The organism is Streptomyces sp. Sge12 (genome assembly GCF_002080455.1).
GTDB lineage: Bacteria > Actinomycetota > Actinomycetes > Streptomycetales > Streptomycetaceae > Streptomyces.
Map to the genome: position 1 here is coordinate 4,297,501 of NZ_CP020555.1, position 18,617 is coordinate 4,316,117.

14 protein-coding genes and 2 rRNA genes (1 of these 16 running past the window's edge) are annotated in these 18,617 nt (G+C 69.4%); 9 read left to right on the top strand and 7 right to left on the bottom strand.

The annotated features are described in order from the left end of the window. From B6R96_RS19215 to B6R96_RS19225, 3 genes are all read left to right on the top strand, one after another. Positions 1-2,518 (top strand): 23S ribosomal RNA (locus tag B6R96_RS19215) (it extends 605 nt beyond the left edge of the window). Positions 2,519-2,594: 76 nt separating this feature from the next. Then, positions 2,595-2,711: ribosomal RNA gene (rrf, locus tag B6R96_RS19220) — 5S ribosomal RNA — on the top strand. 142 nt (positions 2,712-2,853) lie between these two features. Beyond that, positions 2,854-3,417 carry a GNAT family N-acetyltransferase gene (locus tag B6R96_RS19225; RefSeq protein ID WP_081525157.1) on the top strand — a complete coding sequence of 188 codons (564 nt, stop codon included), beginning with the start codon at positions 2,854-2,856 and terminating at the stop codon, positions 3,415-3,417. On the opposite strand, the gene B6R96_RS19230 is transcribed toward B6R96_RS19225, so the two are convergent. The 6 genes from B6R96_RS19230 to B6R96_RS19255 all read right to left on the bottom strand — a co-directional run bounded on the left by B6R96_RS19230 (position 3,414) and on the right by B6R96_RS19255 (position 10,526). After that, entirely contained in the window at positions 3,414-4,982 is a 1,569-nt protein-coding gene (locus B6R96_RS19230; protein WP_081523045.1) for a type VI secretion protein, read from the bottom strand. The two genes, B6R96_RS19225 and B6R96_RS19230, sit on opposite strands and share 4 nt — an antisense overlap. A 2-nt stretch (positions 4,983-4,984) precedes the next feature. Then, positions 4,985-6,400 carry an ATP-binding protein gene (locus B6R96_RS19235; RefSeq protein WP_030390875.1) on the bottom strand — a complete coding sequence of 472 codons (1,416 nt, stop codon included), beginning with the start codon at positions 6,398-6,400 and terminating at the stop codon, positions 4,985-4,987. A 19-nt stretch (positions 6,401-6,419) separates the two neighbouring features. Continuing rightward, positions 6,420-7,982 (bottom strand): SCO6880 family protein, encoded by a 1,563-nt coding sequence (locus tag B6R96_RS19240; protein ID WP_030390874.1) that lies wholly within the window; start codon positions 7,980-7,982, stop codon positions 6,420-6,422. Further along, on the bottom strand, positions 7,979-9,289 hold the full coding sequence (locus B6R96_RS19245; protein ID WP_053701525.1) for a hypothetical protein: 1,311 nt from the start codon (positions 9,287-9,289) through the stop codon (positions 7,979-7,981). Before B6R96_RS19245 ends, B6R96_RS19240 begins: the two co-directional genes overlap by 4 nt. Then, positions 9,279-10,115 (bottom strand): hypothetical protein, encoded by an 837-nt coding sequence (locus B6R96_RS19250; protein WP_081523046.1) that lies wholly within the window; start codon positions 10,113-10,115, stop codon positions 9,279-9,281. Before B6R96_RS19250 ends, B6R96_RS19245 begins: the two co-directional genes overlap by 11 nt. 102 nt (positions 10,116-10,217) lie before the next feature. Continuing rightward, positions 10,218-10,526 carry a hypothetical protein gene (locus B6R96_RS19255; RefSeq protein ID WP_008742356.1) on the bottom strand — a complete coding sequence of 103 codons (309 nt, stop codon included), beginning with the start codon at positions 10,524-10,526 and terminating at the stop codon, positions 10,218-10,220. A gap of 297 nt (positions 10,527-10,823) precedes the next feature. On the opposite strand from B6R96_RS19255, the gene B6R96_RS38805 reads away from it, so the two are divergent. After that, positions 10,824-12,308 carry an alpha/beta fold hydrolase gene (locus B6R96_RS38805; RefSeq protein ID WP_081525158.1) on the top strand — a complete coding sequence of 495 codons (1,485 nt, stop codon included), beginning with the start codon at positions 10,824-10,826 and terminating at the stop codon, positions 12,306-12,308. Between the two features lie 32 nt (positions 12,309-12,340). On the opposite strand, the gene B6R96_RS19265 is transcribed toward B6R96_RS38805, so the two are convergent. Continuing rightward, positions 12,341-13,189: a pentapeptide repeat-containing protein gene (locus B6R96_RS19265; RefSeq protein ID WP_081523047.1), complete on the bottom strand. Its 849-nt coding sequence runs from the start codon at positions 13,187-13,189 to the stop codon at positions 12,341-12,343. Positions 13,190-13,270: 81 nt separating this feature from the next. On the opposite strand from B6R96_RS19265, the gene B6R96_RS19270 reads away from it, so the two are divergent. From B6R96_RS19270 to B6R96_RS19290, 5 genes are all read left to right on the top strand, one after another. Beyond that, positions 13,271-13,879: a LysE family translocator gene (locus tag B6R96_RS19270; protein ID WP_030013149.1), complete on the top strand. Its 609-nt coding sequence runs from the start codon at positions 13,271-13,273 to the stop codon at positions 13,877-13,879. Between the two features lie 115 nt (positions 13,880-13,994). Continuing rightward, a complete protein-coding gene (locus B6R96_RS19275) occupies positions 13,995-14,807 on the top strand; it encodes a thioesterase family protein (protein WP_081523048.1) in 813 nt (270 codons plus the stop codon). A 69-nt stretch (positions 14,808-14,876) separates the two neighbouring features. Further along, entirely contained in the window at positions 14,877-16,595 is a 1,719-nt protein-coding gene (locus B6R96_RS19280; RefSeq protein WP_203351636.1) for a serine/threonine-protein kinase, read from the top strand. 76 nt (positions 16,596-16,671) lie between these two features. Further along, entirely contained in the window at positions 16,672-17,679 is a 1,008-nt protein-coding gene (locus tag B6R96_RS19285; protein ID WP_030387235.1) for a C40 family peptidase, read from the top strand. A 202-nt stretch (positions 17,680-17,881) separates the two neighbouring features. Next, complete coding sequence (locus B6R96_RS19290) at positions 17,882-18,610, top strand: phosphatase PAP2 family protein (RefSeq protein WP_081523050.1); 729 nt, start codon at positions 17,882-17,884, stop codon at positions 18,608-18,610. Positions 18,611-18,617 lie beyond the last annotated feature (7 nt).

Here is an 18,617-nt window from a genome sequence, read left to right on the forward strand (position 1 = left end):
GTGCCTACAAGCCGTGGGAGCGTCGCCGTTGTTCTTCGGAACAACGGTCGTGACTGCGTGCCTTTTGAAGAATGAGCCTGCGAGTTAGCGGTGTGTAGCGAGGTTAACCCGTGTGGGGAAGCCGTAGCGAAAGCGAGTCCGAATAGGGCGATTGAGTTGCACGCTCTAGACCCGAAGCGGAGTGATCTAGCCATGGGCAGGTTGAAGCGGAGGTAAGACTTCGTGGAGGACCGAACCCACCAGGGTTGAAAACCTGGGGGATGACCTGTGGTTAGGGGTGAAAGGCCAATCAAACTCCGTGATAGCTGGTTCTCCCCGAAATGCATTTAGGTGCAGCGTCGTGTGTTTCTTGCCGGAGGTAGAGCACTGGATAGGCGATGGGCCCTACCGGGTTACTGACCTTAGCCAAACTCCGAATGCCGGTAAGTGAGAGCACGGCAGTGAGACTGTGGGGGATAAGCTCCATGGTCGAGAGGGAAACAGCCCAGAGCATCGACTAAGGCCCCTAAGCGTACGCTAAGTGGGAAAGGATGTGGAGTCGCAGAGACAACCAGGAGGTTGGCTTAGAAGCAGCCACCCTTGAAAGAGTGCGTAATAGCTCACTGGTCAAGTGATTCCGCGCCGACAATGTAGCGGGGCTCAAGCGTACCGCCGAAGTCGTGTCATTGCAGCAATAGGGCCAACGCCCGCTGTGATGGGTAGGGGAGCGTCGTGTGCCGGGTGAAGCAGCAGCGGAAGCTAGTTGTGGACGGTTCACGAGTGAGAATGCAGGCATGAGTAGCGATACACACGTGAGAAACGTGTGCGCCGATTGACTAAGGGTTCCTGGGTCAAGCTGATCTGCCCAGGGTAAGTCGGGACCTAAGGCGAGGCCGACAGGCGTAGTCGATGGACAACCGGTTGATATTCCGGTACCCGCTTTGAAACGCCCAATATCGAATCAGGCGATGCTAAGTCCGTGAAGCCGTTCCGGACCCTTCGGGGAAAGGAAAGTGGTGGAGCCGACGAACCAGACTTGTAGTAGGTAAGCGATGGGGTGACGCAGGAAGGTAGTCCAGCCCGGGCGGTGGTAGTCCCGGGGTAAGGGTGTAGGCCGAGGGGTAGGCAAATCCGTCCCTCATTAAGGCTGAGACCTGATGCCGAGCCGATTGTGGTGAAGTGGATGATCCTATGCTGTCGAGAAAAGCCTCTAGCGAGTTTCATGGCGGCCCGTACCCTAAACCGACTCAGGTGGTCAGGTAGAGAATACCGAGGCGTTCGGGTGAACTATGGTTAAGGAACTCGGCAAAATGCCCCCGTAACTTCGGGAGAAGGGGGGCCATCACTGGTGATCGGATTTACTCCGTGAGCTGGGGGTGGCCGCAGAGACCAGCGAGAAGCGACTGTTTACTAAAAACACAGGTCCGTGCGAAGCCGTAAGGCGATGTATACGGACTGACGCCTGCCCGGTGCTGGAACGTTAAGGGGACCGGTTAGTGACCTTTCGGGGTTGCGAAGCTGAGAACTTAAGCGCCAGTAAACGGCGGTGGTAACTATAACCATCCTAAGGTAGCGAAATTCCTTGTCGGGTAAGTTCCGACCTGCACGAATGGCGTAACGACTTCTCGACTGTCTCAACCATAGGCCCGGTGAAATTGCACTACGAGTAAAGATGCTCGTTTCGCGCAGCAGGACGGAAAGACCCCGGGACCTTTACTACAGTTTGATATTGGTGTTCGGTTCGGCTTGTGTAGGATAGGTGGGAGACTTTGAAGCAGCCACGCCAGTGGTTGTGGAGTCGCCGTTGAAATACCACTCTGGTCGTGCTGGATGTCTAACCTCGGTCCGTGATCCGGATCAGGGACAGTGTCTGATGGGTAGTTTAACTGGGGCGGTTGCCTCCCAAAGGGTAACGGAGGCGCCCAAAGGTTCCCTCAGCCTGGTTGGCAATCAGGTGTTGAGTGTAAGTGCACAAGGGAGCTTGACTGTGAGACCGACGGGTCGAGCAGGGACGAAAGTCGGGACTAGTGATCCGGCGGTGGCTTGTGGAAGCGCCGTCGCTCAACGGATAAAAGGTACCCCGGGGATAACAGGCTGATCTTCCCCAAGAGTCCATATCGACGGGATGGTTTGGCACCTCGATGTCGGCTCGTCGCATCCTGGGGCTGGAGTCGGTCCCAAGGGTTGGGCTGTTCGCCCATTAAAGCGGTACGCGAGCTGGGTTTAGAACGTCGTGAGACAGTTCGGTCCCTATCCGCTGTGCGCGTAGGAATATTGAGAAGGGCTGTCCCTAGTACGAGAGGACCGGGACGGACGAACCTCTGGTGTGCCAGTTGTCCTGCCAAGGGCACGGCTGGTTGGCTACGTTCGGGAGGGATAACCGCTGAAAGCATCTAAGCGGGAAGCCTGCTTCAAGATGAGTATTCCCACCTCCTTGAGAGGGTAAGGCTCCCAGTAGACGACTGGGTTGATAGGCCAGATGTGGAAGCCCGGTAACGGGTGAAGCTGACTGGTACTAATAGGCCGAGGGCTTGTCCTCAGTTGCTCGCGTCCACTGTGTTAGTTCTGAAATAACGAACAGCTGTGTTCATGCCAGCGTTCAAATTTCATAGTGTTTCGGTGGTCATAGCGTTAGGGAAACGCCCGGTTACATTCCGAACCCGGAAGCTAAGCCTTTCAGCGCCGATGGTACTGCAGGGGGGACCCTGTGGGAGAGTAGGACGCCGCCGAACAATCATTGTGGGAAAGCCCCGCACCAGCCCTTTCAGGGTTCGGTGCGGGGCTTTTCTGCGTTTACGGGCCGGTTGGCGGGCGGGCGGATTTTCAGGTGAAGCCTCCGCGGGGTCGTGGCTAGGATCATGACGCATGAGCGAGATCCAGCACGTGATACGAGCAGTACGTAGTGACGAGTGGTTGAAGGTCAAGGAGCTGCGGATCTCCGCACTGCAGGACCCGGCGGCACCCGTGGCCTTCCTGGAGACGGTGGAGAACGCCGAGGCGCAGCCCGATGAGTTCTGGCAGGGACGTACCGAGGGGGCGTCACAGGGGCGGGCGGTACGGCAGTTCGTCGCCGAGGCCCCCGACGGGACCTGGGACGGGTCGGTGACTGTGATCGTCGAGGAGGGCGGGAGCACCGACTTCTTCGACCAGGGCGTCCAGCAGACGCAAGGGCACGTCGTGGGCGTGTTCGTGCGGGCCGGGCAGCGGGGGACCGGGCTGACCGAGGCCCTGTTCGCCGGCGCACTGGAGTGGGCCTGGGGGCTGGAGGAGCCGGCGCTGGAGCGCGTACGGCTCTTCGTCCACGAGGACAATCCGCGGGCCGCGGCCTTCTACCGGCGGTACGGGTTCCGGCCGAGCGGGGTGGTCGTGCCGACGCCCGGGAACGCGGACGCCAAGGAGCTGGAGTACGTGCTCCAGCGGCCGGCCGCGTCGGTCTAGAAGTCGCCCTGCGGCCAGCGGGAGCGGGCCTGCTCCCGGCTGCGGCACAGGGCGAGCAGGGGAAGCGTCCCCTCGCTCAGGAGTTCCGGGAGCTGGGGGATGGGGGCCACGGCGGCCACGTCGTCCAGCACCAGGGAAAGTGGTGGGTCGAGCCGACCGTGGGATGACCGTGCGGCCATGCGGCGGCCGTGCTCGACCACGTGCGAGGCGAGTGCGGTGAGCAGGGGCATCGCACCCGGGTGGGTGCGGGGATCCTCCAGAGGTTCACCCACCAGATAGAGGGTGCCCCCTTCGGTGACGAACGATGCCAAGGTGAGGGCATCTGTTCGGTTCGGATTGCAGGCCTCGCGGATGTGGATCGAGGTCAGGCAGGAAAGGGCCCGGGCCGTCAGGCTCTGGGCGAGCTCGCGGCGTTCGGGGTGGGCGGTGAGTGCGCTCTCCAGCTCGCCGGCCGCGCCGGGGGCTGCCTGGGGGTGCGTACGCAGGATGCGGACCGGGTCCTGGGCGCTGTTGCCCTGGGCCCAGCGGTGGAGCAGCTTGAACGGGCGGTCGTCCAGGGCGGCGGCCTGGAGCCAGCTGCGCAGGAGGGTCTCGGCGGTGTCCGCGACGGCGGCGTCCATGCGGGCCTGCGGCCTTACGGGAGCCAGCAGGGCGATCGCGCGGGCGGCGGCGGTGTCGCGGTCGGCGCAACCCTCGGCCGGGTTCCAGTGCATGCGGGCCGGGGTGTCGCACAGGTGGGAGGGGTCGTAGAGGAGGACCGGGCCGAGTTTGGCGCGGGCGTCCTTGGTCTCGGCCCAGAGGGTGGGGGCGGAGCTCACGATCAGGGCCGCGCCCTCGGTCTCCCGGATGCGGTGGGCGGCGGCGCGGAGGCGGTCGTCGGGGGCGGCGAAGGCGATGCCGTCCGCCGGCGTGGTGGTGGCTGCGGACGCGGGGGGTGCCGCCGACGCGGGCTGGGGGGCGTAGCCGAAGCCGTAGCGGTACGCCTCGTCCGCCGGTGCGGTGGGCGCCGTGGCGGTGGGCGCGTACGGGCTGGGCGGCGGGGCGGTCGTAGTGGGTGCGGGCGGGCCGCCCGGGGCGCTGCTTCCGGACCCCCGGGCCTCGAACGCCGGCGGGGCTGACGGGGTGGGCTGAGCCGCCGGTACTGCTGTCGCCGTCGCCGCCTCCGCTTCCGCTGTCGCGGGTTCCGTGAGGCGTTTGGTCAGGGCGCGGCGGGATTTGGTGCGGGCGATCACGCCGATGGCGAAGACGGTGAGGACGAACAGCACCAGGAGCTGGCTGACGAACAGGCCCCAGAACAGGCCCCAGCCCGAAAGGGCCCCCGGGTCGGTGTCCGGCCAGGCGCCCGGGATGTCGTGCGGCTGCGCTATCAGGCCGCGGACGGCCCCCGGGGTCCGGGTGAAGGTGACCGTGTCGGGCCAGGCGCCCTTGGCGGCGACGGCGGCCAGGCCGGTGGCCGACCAGACCAGGACGGCCAGGCCGAGGAGGAAGGCCAGCAGGCCGACCAGCAGGCCGTCCGGGATGCCGCCGCCGCGTGCGGGGGGTTCCGTACGTCGTGCGTCGTGCATGGTCAGGCCACCGTGGTCGCGGAGCCCGGGCCGCCGCGGCGGCGTTCGATGGACAGGGCCCGTTCCTCCGCCTCCAGTTCGGCGGCGAGCATGTCGGCGGGGAGGCGGGTGGGGGCGGACGACTCGGTCATGGCGCGGTCGGTGAAGACCAGGGGGCGTTCGGCTTCGGTGATCAGGTGTTTGACCACCTGGACGTTGCCGTTGACGTCCCAGACGGCGATGCCCGGGGTGAGGGTCGGGATGATTTCCACCGCCCAGCGGGGCAGGCCGAGGACCCGGCCCGTGGCTCTGGCCTCGTCCGCCTTCTGGGCGTAGATCGTTCGGGTCGAGGCCATCTTGAGGATGGCCGCGGCCTCGCGTGCGGCGGCTCCGTCGACGACATCGGAGAGGTGGTGGACGACGGCGACGAAGGACAGGCCCAGGCGGCGGCCGAACTTCAGCAGGCGCTGGAACAGCTGCGCCACGAAGGGGCTGTTGATGATGTGCCAGGCCTCTTCGACGAGGAAGATGCGCTTCTTGCGGTCGGGCCGGATCCAGGTGTGCTCCAGCCAGACGCCGACGATCGCCATGAGGATCGGCATCGCGATGGAGTTGCGGTCGATGTGGGAGAGGTCGAAGACGATCAGCGGGGCGTCGAGGTCGATGCCGACGGTGGTCGGGCCGTCGAACATGCCGCGCAGGTCGCCGTCGACGAGGCGGTCGATGACGAGCGCGACGTCGAGACCCCAGGCCCGGACATCGTCTATGTCGACATTCATGGCCAGGGCGGATTCGGCCTCGGGGTGGCGCAGTTGCTCGACGATGTCGGTGAGGACGGGCTGGCGGTCGCGGATGGTGTCGACGACGTAGGCGTGCGCGACCTTGAGGGCGAAGCCGGCGCGCTCGTCGAGGCCGTGGCCCATGGCCACCTCGATGATGGTCCGGAGCAGGGCGAGCTGCCCGGTCGCGGTGATGGCCGGGTCGAGCGGGTTGAGGCGGATCCCGTCGTCGTTGGCGGCGATGGGGTCCAGGCGGATGGGGGTTATCCCCAGCTGCTGGGCGATCAGGTTCCACTCGCCGACGCCGTCCTCGCCCTGCGCGTCGAGGACGACGACCTGGCGGTCCTTGAAGCGGAGCTGGCGCAGTACGTAGGTCTTCTCCAGGGCGGACTTGCCGTTTCCGGATTCGCCGAGGACCAGCCAGTGGGGGGCCGGGAGCTGCTGTCCGTAGAGCTGGAAGGGGTCGTAGATGTAGCCCTTGCCGCTGTAGACCTCGCGGCCGATGATGACGCCGGAGTCGCCGAGTCCGGGGGCTGCGGTGGGCAGGTAGACGGCTTGCGCCTGCCCGGTGGAGGTGCGGACGGGCAGGCGCGTGGTTTCGACTTTGCCGAAGAGGAAGCTGGTGAAGGCGTCCGTCAGGGCGGACATGGGATCTCGCATGGGCGGCACTTCCCTCCAGCTAGCGTCGGATGCCGGTGGCGAACGGCAAGGTGTTGACGAAGGCGCGGTGGTGCTCGCGGTCGCACCATTCCAGCTTCAGGTAGGACTTCCCGGCGGAGGCGCGGATCGTCCGCTTGTCGCGGGCGAGGGCCTCCGGCGAACGCGAGGACACCGTGATGTACCCGACGAGGTTCACTCCCGCCGCACCGCTGGCGAGATCTTCACCTCTTTGGTCGAGCCGGCCGTGGGCGGCGATGTCGCGGGGGTCGACGGTGCGGTTCATCTTGGCGGCGCGGGAGGCGTCGGCCTCGTCGTTGGTCTTCTCGGTGAGCATGCGCTCGATGGCCACCTCGGTGGGCTCCAGGTCCATGGTGACGGCGACGGTACGGATCACGTCGGGGGTGTGGACGAGCAGCGGGGCGAGGAAGTTCACGCCGACGGGCGTCATCGGCCATTCCTTGACCCAGGCGGTGGCGTGGCACCAGGGGGCGCGGGTGGAGGACTCGCGGGTCTTGGCCTGGAGGAAGGTGGGCTCCACCGCGTCGAGCTCGGCCGGCCAGGCGTTGCGCTTGGTCATGGCCTGGATGTGGTCGATGGGGTGGTCGGGGTCGTACATGGAGTGCACGAGGGAGGACAGGCGGCCCTGGCCCAGCGGTTGGCGGACGCGGATGTCGGCCTCGGCGAGGCGGGCACAGATGTCGGTGAGCTCGCGGGCCATGACGATGGCGAGACCGGCGTCGCGGTCGAGCTTGCGGCCCTTGTGGGGGGTGCCGGCGCGGGCGATGGCATTGGCCTCGGCGGCGAGTTCGCGCGTGTAGTGCATGCAGGCGACGAGGTACGCGCGGTGCTGCTCGGAGGAGGTGGACACCATCGACTGGAGCTGGTCGTAGGAGTCGCGCAGCCAGCCGGGGGACTGGGTGTCGCCGCGCTGGGCCACGTCCTTGGCGTGCGCGTCGGGGTCGGCGGGCAGGGTGCGGGCGAGCATCTGGAGGCGGGTGACGAAGCCGTCGCCGTTGGCCACGTGCTTGAGGAGGGTGCCGAAGCGGTCGACGAGGGCTTCCTGGTCCTCGCTGTCGCGCAGGCCGACGCCGGGGCCTTCGATCTCGATGGCGGCGGTGACGGTGCGGCGGTCGGCGTGCAGGAGGACGGCGATCTCGTCGGGGCCGAAGGGGGCGGCGAGCCAGTTGATGCGGCCGATGCCGGGGGGCGGGCCGACCTCGACCTCGCGGCCGTCGGAGCCGCGGATGCCGGCCTCCATGGCGCCGGAGCGGTACGTCGTGCCGCGGCGCAGGGTCCTCTTGTAGCTGCGGCTGATCTCGAACCAGCGGTAGAAGGTGCGGCCCTTGTACGGGACGTACACGGCGGCCAGCGCGATCATGGGGAAGCCGGCGAGGCTGACGATGCGCAGGGTGAGGTCGGGGACGAGCAGTCCGCTCATCATGCCGAAGAACGCCCCGGCGATGATCAGGGCGATCTCGCCGGTCTCGCGGTTCTTGCCGACGATCGCGTTCGGCCGGGCGCGGCCGATGAGATACGTGCGGCGGGGCGCGACCGGGTGCATCTGGTGGGACTGGGTCGTCAACGCCCGTCACCTCCTGTGTTCCTCGTGCTCGAGCTCGTGCGGGGCGGGGGTGCGGCGGAGGGGACAGATCCGCCGCCGGCCCCGCCGCCGGAGGTGGGTCGGCTGCTGTGGGCGGCCACGCCTCCGGAGAGGGGGTTGGCGGGGCGGGGCGCGTTGCTGCCGCCGCCGTCGCCGCCGCGGTGGGCGCCGCGGCTGCTGTGGGTCTTGATGCCCTGCGAGACGAGGGAGGCCGGGGAGCTGATGACGGCGGCCGCCTGGGCGCCGTCGGTGGCCTTGCTGCGGTTGGAGCGGGCGGAGGCGATCTCGTCGCCGAAGCCGGGGACGAAGCGGTAGATCATCGCGGAGGCGAAGATCGCCAGGAGGATGATCGCGAGGCCGGTGACGACGGCGGAGAAGGCGTTGGGGCCCTTCTCGCCGGTCAGGGCGCCGGCGAGGCCGAGGACGATGACGATGACCGGCTTCACGAGGATGACGGCGATCATGATGCCGGCCCAGCGGCGGACGTGGCCCCAGAGGTTGCGGTCGACGAGCCCGGAGTAGACGACGACGCCGAGGAGGGCGCCGACGTAGAGGAGGGCGGCCCGGATGAACAGCTCCAGGTAGAGCACGCCGGCAGCGAGGACGGTGACGAGCGCGACGACGATCAGCATGATCGGGCCGCCGCCGATGTCGTCGCCCTTCTTGAGGGCTTCGGAGAAGGAGCCGAAGAAGACGTCGGTCTGGCCGCCGGCGGCGGAGGCGATGACCTCGGTGACGCCGTCGGTGGCGGAGACGACGGTGTAGAGGATGAGGGGGGTGAAGGCGGAGGCGAGGACGGTGAGCCAGAGGAAGCCGATGGCTTCGGACATGGCGGTGGTGAGGGGGACGCCGCGGACGGCTCGCTTGGCGACGGCGAAGAGCCACAGGACGAGCGTGAGGATGGTGGAGGCGGCGAAGACGACGGCGTACTGCTTGAGGAAGGCGGGGTTGGTGAAGTCGACCTCGGCCGAGCCCTTGACCGCTTCGCTGAGCTTGGTGACGATCCAGGCTGCGGCGTCGGCGCAGCCGCGGGCGAGGGAGGCGAGGGGGTTGAGGGCGTCGGCCGGGTCGCTGGGCGCGAGGCCGGGGGCTCCGCCGGTGCCGCCGCCGTTGCCGCGCTCGCAGTATTCCTTGGCCGGACCTCGGATGAGGTCGCAGGGATTGTTGGTCGCCTCGGGAGTCGGCGCGGGCGTGGGCGCGGCCACCGCGCGCGCGGAGAGCAGGACCGCGGTCGCCTGTACTGCGGCCAGGACGGCCGCGAAGGACAGGCCGCGACGGCTAGCGTGCATAGGTGAGCCCCCCGAACTGCGATACGGCAGCGGCCATCTCCTCGGCGGTGGCAGCCCGCTGGTCCTGGCCCACGGGGGCCGGCCCGTCCTTCTGCGTGAAGTCCGCGATGCGCCAGTCGTTGTCGATCCAGCGCAGCTCGAACGTGTTCGTGTACCAGCTTTCGGTGACCGGGCTCTTCGAGCCTTCACCGGCGAGGCCGAAGAGGGTCGAGTACCAGACCGATACGGTCGCGGTGTCCGCGCTGTACTTCTCGACCTTCGTTCCGACGGGGTTCGTGCGAGAGATGAAGGTCAGATCCTTGGGCGCCTTTCCGGCGGTATCGAGTCCGATGCGCGCCAAGAACTGTGTATCGGTGTAGACGCGGTCCAGGTCGCTCTGCCGCGCGGCGGCGACATCCGGTGCGTACACCGCCTGGACGATGGCACCTCTCCGGCCGGTGTTGAACATGCCGTCGGAGCCGAGGGCCACTGCGAAGTTGGCGGCCGCCGATTGGGCGCCCTGTTCGTCGTGGGCGAAGCCCTTGGGGATGCCTGCGGATTTGCCCGTGACCGGGTCCGTGCCCGTGGCTGCCGTGGAGGAGGCGGCCGGGGGTTTGTCCGAGGCGGGGTCCGAGGGGGTGTCCGGGCCCGAGTTGGCGAAGGCGATGGCCGCGATCAGGAGGACCACCACGCCGACCACCGTGATCAGGCTGCGGGAGGTGCGTGGGGTCCGGCGGTTGGGGCCGTAGGGGTCGGCCGGGGCGTCAGGGAGGCGGGTGCGGGTCTGGCCGGTGCCGCCGACCTCGCCGTAGCCGCCGGCGCCGCCGTACTGGTCGTCGTTGCTCATTCCCTGTTCGCCCCCTCCGCGTCGTACGACGGTAGCGCTGGTTCCCGCGTGGATGTGGTGTGGTGATGCGTCATCAGCTACGGGATCCGGCGCGCGGACCGGCTAGACGGCCATCCCGTAGACGATCGTGAACAGCGTCCCGAGGGAGCCGATGATGAAGACTCCGGTGAGTCCGGCCACGATCAGGCCCTTGCCCTGTTCGGCGCTGAACGTGTCGCGCAGGGCGGTCGCGCCGATGCGCTGTTTGGCCGCCCCCCAGATGGCGATGCCCAGGCAGAGCAGGATCGCCACGGCCATGACCACCTCGATCATGACCTTCGCTTCGTTGCCGAGACTGCCGAAAGGCCCCCAGTTCGGGGCGATTCCGCCGATGATGGTGGTGATGTCGCCCTTTTCGGCTGCCAGGATCATGTAACTCACCGCCCCTGTATGGGTAGTTCCGGAAGCCCCTCGCCCGACGGCAGGGGTCACGCACTATCTTCGCTGATGAAACCGCCGTCGTCGTCGACTTGACGGCTCTCTTTACCCGATCTCGCGGCCCGCGCTCCGCTTCCGCGCTCTGACCTGGGCAGGGGCGGTGTGTATGCGCGAGAACATCCGGTCACTCTGTGTATCACGGGGGGTGACGCCGGGCAATGATTGTCGTCTTGTGGGTGCGCGGTGGCGTGCGCGACGGCGTTGTCAGTGGGGTGCGGCACGCTGGGGAACATGACGACTCCATGGACTCTCGCGGACCTCGAGGCGGCCATCCGGGCGGGATGGTCGGCCGAGACCTGTGAGCCCTCCGACATCACGAAGATTCCCTGGACTCCGGAGAATCCGGCCTGGGGGCACTGTGACATCACCGCTCTCGTGGTGCAGGACCTCGTGGGCGGGGACCTGGTGCGGGGCGAGGTGTTCCACGGCGGCCGGCAGGAGGGCTACCACTGGTGGAACCTGCTGCCCGGCGGCATACGGATCGATCTGACGAGGGAGCAGTTCCGGCGCGGGGAGACGATCACGCCGGGGCAGGTCGTGAAGCGGCCGGGCGGGCGGCTGCGGAGGCGGTGGGAGGAGTACCAGCTGCTGCGGCAGCGGGTCACCGACAAGCTGGGGCCGTTGCCGGGGGTGATGGTGACGCAGGACGGGCGGCGGCTCGCCCATACGGACTTCGGTGGGCCGGGAGCCCCGCTGCTGGCGCTGCACGGCCACTTCGGGGCGGGGGCGACGGCCTTCGAGCGGCTGGCCCGGGAGGTGGGTCCGGCGTGGCGGGTGATCGCCCTGGACCAGCGGGGGCACGGGGACTCGGACCGTGCGGGGGAGTACTCGCGGGAAGGGTACGTGGCGGATGCGGCGGCCCTGCTGGAGCAGCTGGGGCTCGGGCCGGCGGTGGTACTGGGGCACTCGCTGGGCGGGGTGAATGCGTATCAGCTCGCGGCGCGGCGGCCGGATCTGGTGCGGGCGGTGGTGGTCGAGGACATCGGGGCGGTGGTCGACGGCGACCTGTCGTTCGCCCGGGAGTGGCCGAGACGGGCGGCGACCCGGGAGGAGTTCCTGGCGGGGGTGGGGAGTGCCGCGCCGCACCTGGCGGGGTCGGTGAGGGAGTACCCGGACGGGTGGGGGACCGCGTTCGAGGTGGAGGACATGGTGGAGTCCCAGCGGGGGCTGAACGGGGACCACTGGGAGGACTGGCTGGGGGTGCGGCAGCCGACGCTGCTGGTGCGGGGGGATCGGAGCGGGGTGCTGTCCGCGGAGCATGCGCGGGAGATGACGGTGCGGAGGGCGGGGGTGCGGTTGGTCGAGTTGCCGGCGGGGCATGCGGTGCGGGTCGGGGACCCGGAGGGGTACTTCGCTGCCGTGCGGGGGGTTTTTGGCGCGGGTGTGAGGTTCCCGGGCCGGGCCTTGTCCGGGGTGGGTGGGGTGGCTGTGGTGGGCGGGTGCGGCGCCGTTGCCGGGGGCGCCCCCGGACCCCCGCGCCTCAAACGCCGGCGGGGCTGGAAGCGGCGCCAGGTGGGACTGGAAGGGGCGCCAGCGGGGGGCTGGAGGGCGCTCCGGGGCGGGGCTGGAAGGGGCGCCGGGCGAAGCTGGATGGGGCGCTCCCGGGCGGGGCTGGAAGGGGCGCCGGGCGAAGCTGGATGGGGCGCTCCCGGGCGGGGCTGGAGGGCGCTCCCGGGCGGGGCTGGAGGAGGCGCCGGGCGGGGCTGGGAGGGCTGAAGCGGCGCCGGGCAGCGGCCGGGGAGTTCGGGTCAGGTCCAGTGGGTGGGGCGGGTGAGGGTTGGGGGGATTTGGGTGGTGGGGTCGCCCTGGGCCGCGTTCAGTTGGGGCTGGGTGAGGAAGACGGCGTCGCGGAGGTCGGCTCCGCGGAGGTTGGTGTCGCGGAGGTCCGCGCCGATCAGGTCGGCCGTGCGGAGGTCGGCGCCGGTGAGGTCGGCGGCGATCAGGTAGGCGCCGCGGAGGTTCGCGCCGCGGAGGTCGGCTCCGGACAGGCGCGCGCCCATCAGGTCGGCGCCGCGGTGGTTCTTCTTGCGGCCCGGCACCTTCGCCCGTACGAGTTCGCTGGCCTTCAGGAGCAGGGTGTTGATCTGCTGGCGCAGGGGGCTGACGTCCAGGTCGGCCAGGGCCTGCGCGTCGGCGCGGGTCAGTTCCTCGGTCTCCGTCAGGGCCCGGCGCAGTTCCGCGTGGACCGGGGCGGCGGCCGGGAGGGTCAGGGCCTCGCTGACGTAGAAGAGCAGCTCGTGCAGCTGCCGCAGGACCGGGAAGACCTCGAACATCCGGCCGGCCGTGCCCGGGTGCGTGCGCCAGTCGCGGCCCCCGAAGGTGACCTGGGAGGCCTGCTGGCCCGCCCCGAAGCAGTCGAAGACGGTGCAGCCCTGGAACCCCTTGTCGCGCAGCCGGGTGTGGATGCCGCAGCGGAAGTCCTGCTGGAGGTTCTTGCAGGGGGTCCCGGCGGGCTTGTTCACGGCGAAGTCGTTGGACTTGGCGAAGGGCAGTGCCACGCAGCAGAGCGCGAAGCAGTTCGCGCAGTCGGCCTGCAGGACGGGGAGCGCGGGGAGGCCGGGGACGGCGGCGGCGGGGTGGTTCGGCACGCTGTCCATTGTCCCCGGTCGGCGAGGTTCCTCGGGGCACGGCGCCCGGAAGCCCTTGATCCGCGGGGCGGTGGCGGTGAGCATCCGCGTATGACAGAAGTGATCGCAGTCGCCGTTATTACTCTCCTCGCCGTGATCAGTCCCGGCGCCGACTTCGCCATGGTGGTGCGCAACAGCTATCTCTACGGGCGTCCCACCGGGCTGTTCGCCGCAGCCGGGGTCGCGGCCGGTGTGCTGGTCCACGTCTCGTACACGATGCTCGGCGTCGGTCTGCTGATCGCCTCCTCCACCGCGCTGTTCACCGCGATCAAGCTGGCGGGTGCGGCGTATCTGGTGTGGATCGGGATACGGACCTTCCGGGCGCGGGCGGAGGTGACCGTCGACCTGGAGTCCAAGCCGCAGCTGACCCGGCTCGGGGCGATGAGGTCGGGGTTCCTGACCAATGTGCTCAATCCGAAGACGACGCTGTTCGTGGTGTCGACCTTCACGCAGGTGGTGAATCCGCAGACCCCGGTGTGGCAGCAGGTGGGCTACGGGCTGTTCATGTCGGCGGCGCACCTGGGCTGGTTCGGGGCGGTCGCGCTGTTCTTCTCCGTCTCCCGGCTGCGCGACCGGATGCTGAAGGCGCAGAAGGCGCTGAACCGGGCCATCGGTTCGGTGCTGGTGGGGCTGGGGGTGGGGTTGGGGTTCGCCCGCTGAGTGAGGGAGGGGGGTCGGAGGGGCCCGCAGGGGCCGCTGGGTCCGCTGGGGCCGCCGCTGCCGGGGCCGGCGCAAGGGGTGGTGGAGCTGGTTACCTGTCGGTAGCGTGCGTGGTATGGGTGCTGCCGAGGGGTACGACGGGTACGAGGGGTTCTTCGAGCGGATCGACGCCGGGCGGTTCCTGGCCACCGAGTACACGCGGGGGCCCTGGGACCCGGGCTCGCAGCATGCCGGGCCGCCGGCCGCGCTGCTCGGGCGGGCCGTCGAGGAGCGGCCGGGTGCGCGGACGGACATGCGGATCGCGCGGATCACGTACGAGATCCTGCGGCCGGTCCCGATCGGCGAGCTGGAGGTCACCACCAGTGTGCTGCGGGCCGGGCGCAGTACGGAGGTGGTCGAGGCCGCCCTCGCGCCGGCGGGCGGTGCGCCGGTGATGCTGGCGCGGGCCCTGCGGATCCGGGTCGCCGAGGAGGCCGTGCCCGCCGTGGTCCCGGGGCCGCAGCTGCCGCCGCCGGGGGAGGTGGAGGTGACGCCGTTCTTCCCCGTGCCGTGGGAGACCGGCTACCACTCGGCCATGGAGACCCGGTTCACCGAGGGCGCCTTCGTCGAACTGGGCCCCGGCACCTGCTGGACGCGGATGAAGGTGCCGCTCGTCGCCGGGGAGGAGACCAGGCCGCTGGACCGGGTGCTGATCGCCGCCGATTCGGGCAACGGGATCAGCTCGGTGATGGACTTCGGGCGGTACGTCTTCATCAACGGTGACCTGACCGTGCACCTCCACCGCCACCCGGTGGGCGAGTGGGCGTGCGTGGAGGCCCGTACGAGTGTGGACGCCGCCGGGATCGGACTCGCGGACGCGCTGCTGCACGACGAGAAGGGGCCCATCGGGCGGAGCGCGCAGAGTTTGTACGTGGCGCCGCGTTCCTAATCGGCCCGTCGGTTCCCTCTTCTCAACCCGCCTTCTTAGTGCGGGAGTCGGTGTGGCAGGCTCGTGCCGGTGGAGGCCCTGAGAGACGTCGACCCCGCGCAGATCGGGGCGCATGCGCTGTTGGCCCGGCTCGGTGCCGGGGGGATGGGGCAGGTGTACCTCGGGCGGTCGCCCGGTGGGCGGCTGGTCGCGGTGAAGGTGATCCGGGACGAGATCACCGGGCATCCGGAGGCGCTGGCCCGGTTCAGGCGCGAGGCCGAGACGGTGCGTGCGGTGCGGTCGGCGTACACGGCGAACCTGATCGACGCCTCGCTGGCGGCGGCGCCGTACTGGCTGGCGACCGAGTACGTGGCCGGTCCGACGCTCAGTCATGCCGTGCGCGAGCGGGGTCGTTTGCCGGGGGACACCTGCCGGAGGCTGTTCGCGGCGCTCGCGGAGGGGCTGGCGAGCGTGCACGCGTACGGGGTGACGCACCGGGACCTCAAGCCGCAGAACGTCATCCTGGGCGCGCAGGGGCCGCAGCTCATCGACTTCGGCATCGCGCGGGGCGTGGGGGAGACGGCCCTCACGCAGGAGGGGCAGGCTCCGGGAACGCCGGGGTACACGGCGCCGGAGGTGCTGCTGGGAGCGGAGGCCGGGGCCGCGGCGGACGTGTTCGCGCTGGGCGCGACGCTCGCGTACGCGGCGACGGGGCGGCCGCCGTTCGGGACGGGCGTGGCGGCGACGGTGAGCTACCGGGCGGTGCACGAGCCGATCGACGTGGCCGGGGTGGAGCCGGGGCTGTCGGCGCTGATCGAGGCGTGCGTGGCGAAGGATCCGGCGGTGCGGCCGGATCCGGCCGAGGTCATCCGGCGGTGCGGGGTCCGGGACGCGCTGATCGACGATCCGGTGTACCTGGGGCTCGGCGTGCTGGGTGAGGCCGTACCGGTGCACGAGATGCGGACGCAGGGGCCCGGCCACCCGTACGTTCCGACGGACCCCGACCGGGGCCCGCAGGCTGCCCGGGAGCCGCGACCGCGGCCGCGGCGCGGGGCCCGGGTCGGTGCGGGCGTGGCCGTGGCGGCGGTGCTTTCCCTGGCGGCGTGGAAGCTGCTCCCGTTCGACGGCGGGGGAAGCGGTGGAAGCGGCGGCACCGGGGGCGCGGTCCGGGACGGGGTCGACAAGGGCGGTGCCACGAGTGCGCCGCCTGCGGCCCAAGGCGGGCGGACACCCGCGGCCACCGGCTCCAAGGGTGCTGCCGGACCACCGGCCGAATACATCGACAACAACCAGATCTCGCGCTATGTGTGGACCGGTGCCCCCGATCCGGACCTGGCCGTCCAGGGGGTCGGTCAGTGCAACCAGCCCGCCGAGGAGAAGTCTCCGGGCGCCGGCTTCCAGTCGGCGGTGTCGACCACCGGCGTCAACGGGAAGCCGGGCAGGTCGGCGTCGGTCAAGATGCGGATCAAGTACGCGGAGATGGCCCAGTCCGCGCCGGATCCGTACTACGTCTCCGTGGCGGTCAAGTCCCCCCACGACATCGAGCCGTCCACGGGAAAGCCCTTCCCCGCGGACAACCGGGCCGTCGGCTATACGAGCAAGCCCGTCGACATCTACACGCACTGGAAGTCGGGTGGCGACGTGACGCTCACGTATCCGGACGACTTCACGATGCACGCCGCGGGCAGGACGTGGCCCGCCGTGCCCCTGTCCGCCGACCCCGGGGACTGGACGGTCGTCTTCTACCACGTCGAGGATGACCCTACGAAGTACGCGAGCATCGCCTGTTCCGGCTTCCGAGTGGGGTAGTAGGACATGCGACACGGCCGCGTAACACGTTGAAGTGACGGGGATGGGGGAGGGTTGACGGGTGCGCAGATTCTGGATGGTCGGCGGGATCGGGTTCGGGCTGTGTCTGACGTTCGTGGCGCTCCTCGTCGTGGGGACGTACTCGGCGGCGGCCGGCCTCGTGGGTGCCGGCGCGGGTGGCCGTGCGGTGGGGCTGGCGAAGGGCGCCGTTCCCGCGAAGTACCAGGTGCTGGTGGAGAAATGGGGCAACCTCTGCCCGGCCATCAATCCGGCACTGCTCGCTGCCCAGCTGTACTCCGAGAGCGGCTGGAACCCGAGCGCCGTGAGTCCGGCGGACGCGCGCGGTATCGCGCAGTTCATTCCGGGTACTTGGGCGGGCCACGGCATTGACGGCGACGGCGATGGGGACCGGGACATCTGGGACCCGAACGACGCGATTCCCTCCGCGGCTTCCTACGACTGCCAGCTGGCCAAGGACGTGGCGAGCGTGCCGGGGGATCCTGCGTCCAACATGCTGGCGGCCTACAACGCGGGTGCCTACGCGGTCATCAAGTACGGCGGGGTTCCGCCGTACAAGGAGACCCAGGGGTACGTGAAGGCCATCACCACGCTGGCCAAGAGTTTCGAGCGGCCCGTCGGGCGGGTGGCGCCTTCGCAACAGGCCGCCGGGGCGATCTACTTCGCGCAGAAGCAGCTCGGGACGCCGTATTTGTGGGGTGGGAACGGGACGCCCGATCAGGGCGGGCGGTTCGACTGTTCCGGCTTGACCAAGGCCGCGTACGAGACCGTGGGGATCACGTTGCCGCGGGTGGCGAACGACCAGTACAACGCCGGGCCGCATCCCTCGCGCGATCAACTCCTGCCCGGTGATCTGGTCTTCTTCTCCGACGATCTGACGAACTCGCGGGAGATCCGGCACGTCGGGCTGTACGTGGGCGGCGGCTACATGATCAACGCCCCTTACACCGGCGCCGTCATCCGGTTCGACAAGATCGACACCCCCGATTACTTCGGTGCGACGCGCGTGACCAAAGATGGTGCGGAGGCCCTTCCGGAGCGTTCCGCCGCCGGTCGGGCGTCTTAGTAACTCACCGTAAGGCGAAGGCCCTGAGCTGCGACGATGAGTCACTCTTCGATAACGTTGGAGTGATCATTGCGTGGAGAATGGAACGTAGGAGCCAGAACGGGCGTTCCATGAACGCGGGGGTTGATCAAGTGGGGGCGGAGGGGCGCACACAGGGGTGCGTCCGCAGGGGACCACGGCAAGGGCAAGGGGCCGCATCACCATGGCTGGACTCACAACAGGTGGGCCGAACGTGGATGTCAGCCTGCTGTACGGGATCAACGGAGCCGCCCGGCACGCTCCTGCGTGGCTGGACCGGGCCGTGAGCCTGGCCGGGGAGTACGGGATCCTGCTCGCCCTGGTGCTGCTGGTCCTGTGGTGCTGGCACGGCGCCCGCCGGCAGGACGAGGCCACCGCCGTCGAGGCCTGCGCCGCGCTCGTCTGGGCCCCGCTGGCCGCCGGGTTGGCGCTGCTGGTGAATGTGCCGCTGCGTGAGTTCGTCGGGCGGCCGCGGCCGTTCATGCAGCACGAGGGCCTCCAGGTGCTGGATTCCGGCCTCGGCGCCGGGCTCGGGCACACCGAGTTCTCCTTCGTCAGCGGCCACACCACCCTCGCGATGGCCCTGGGCGTGGGCCTGTTCGTGGCGAACCGGAGGTTCGGCCTCCTGGGGATCGGGCTGGCCTTCGCCGAAGGCCTCTGCCGCGTGTACATGGGCGTCCACTACCCGACCGACGTCATCGGGGCCTTCGCGCTCGGCACCGCCGTGGTGCTGCTGCTCGCGCCGCTCGCGATGGCGGCGCTGAACCCGGCCGTGCGGGCGGTGGCCCGCTCCCGGCGCGCCGGCCGGCTCGTACGGGCCAGGGGCGGCGCGCTGCCGCGGCCGGTCGACCTGCCGCAGGCGCAGACCCCGCCCGCGGGGCAGCGTACGCACGAGAGCGACCTCGCCGCCTGACGTCCTC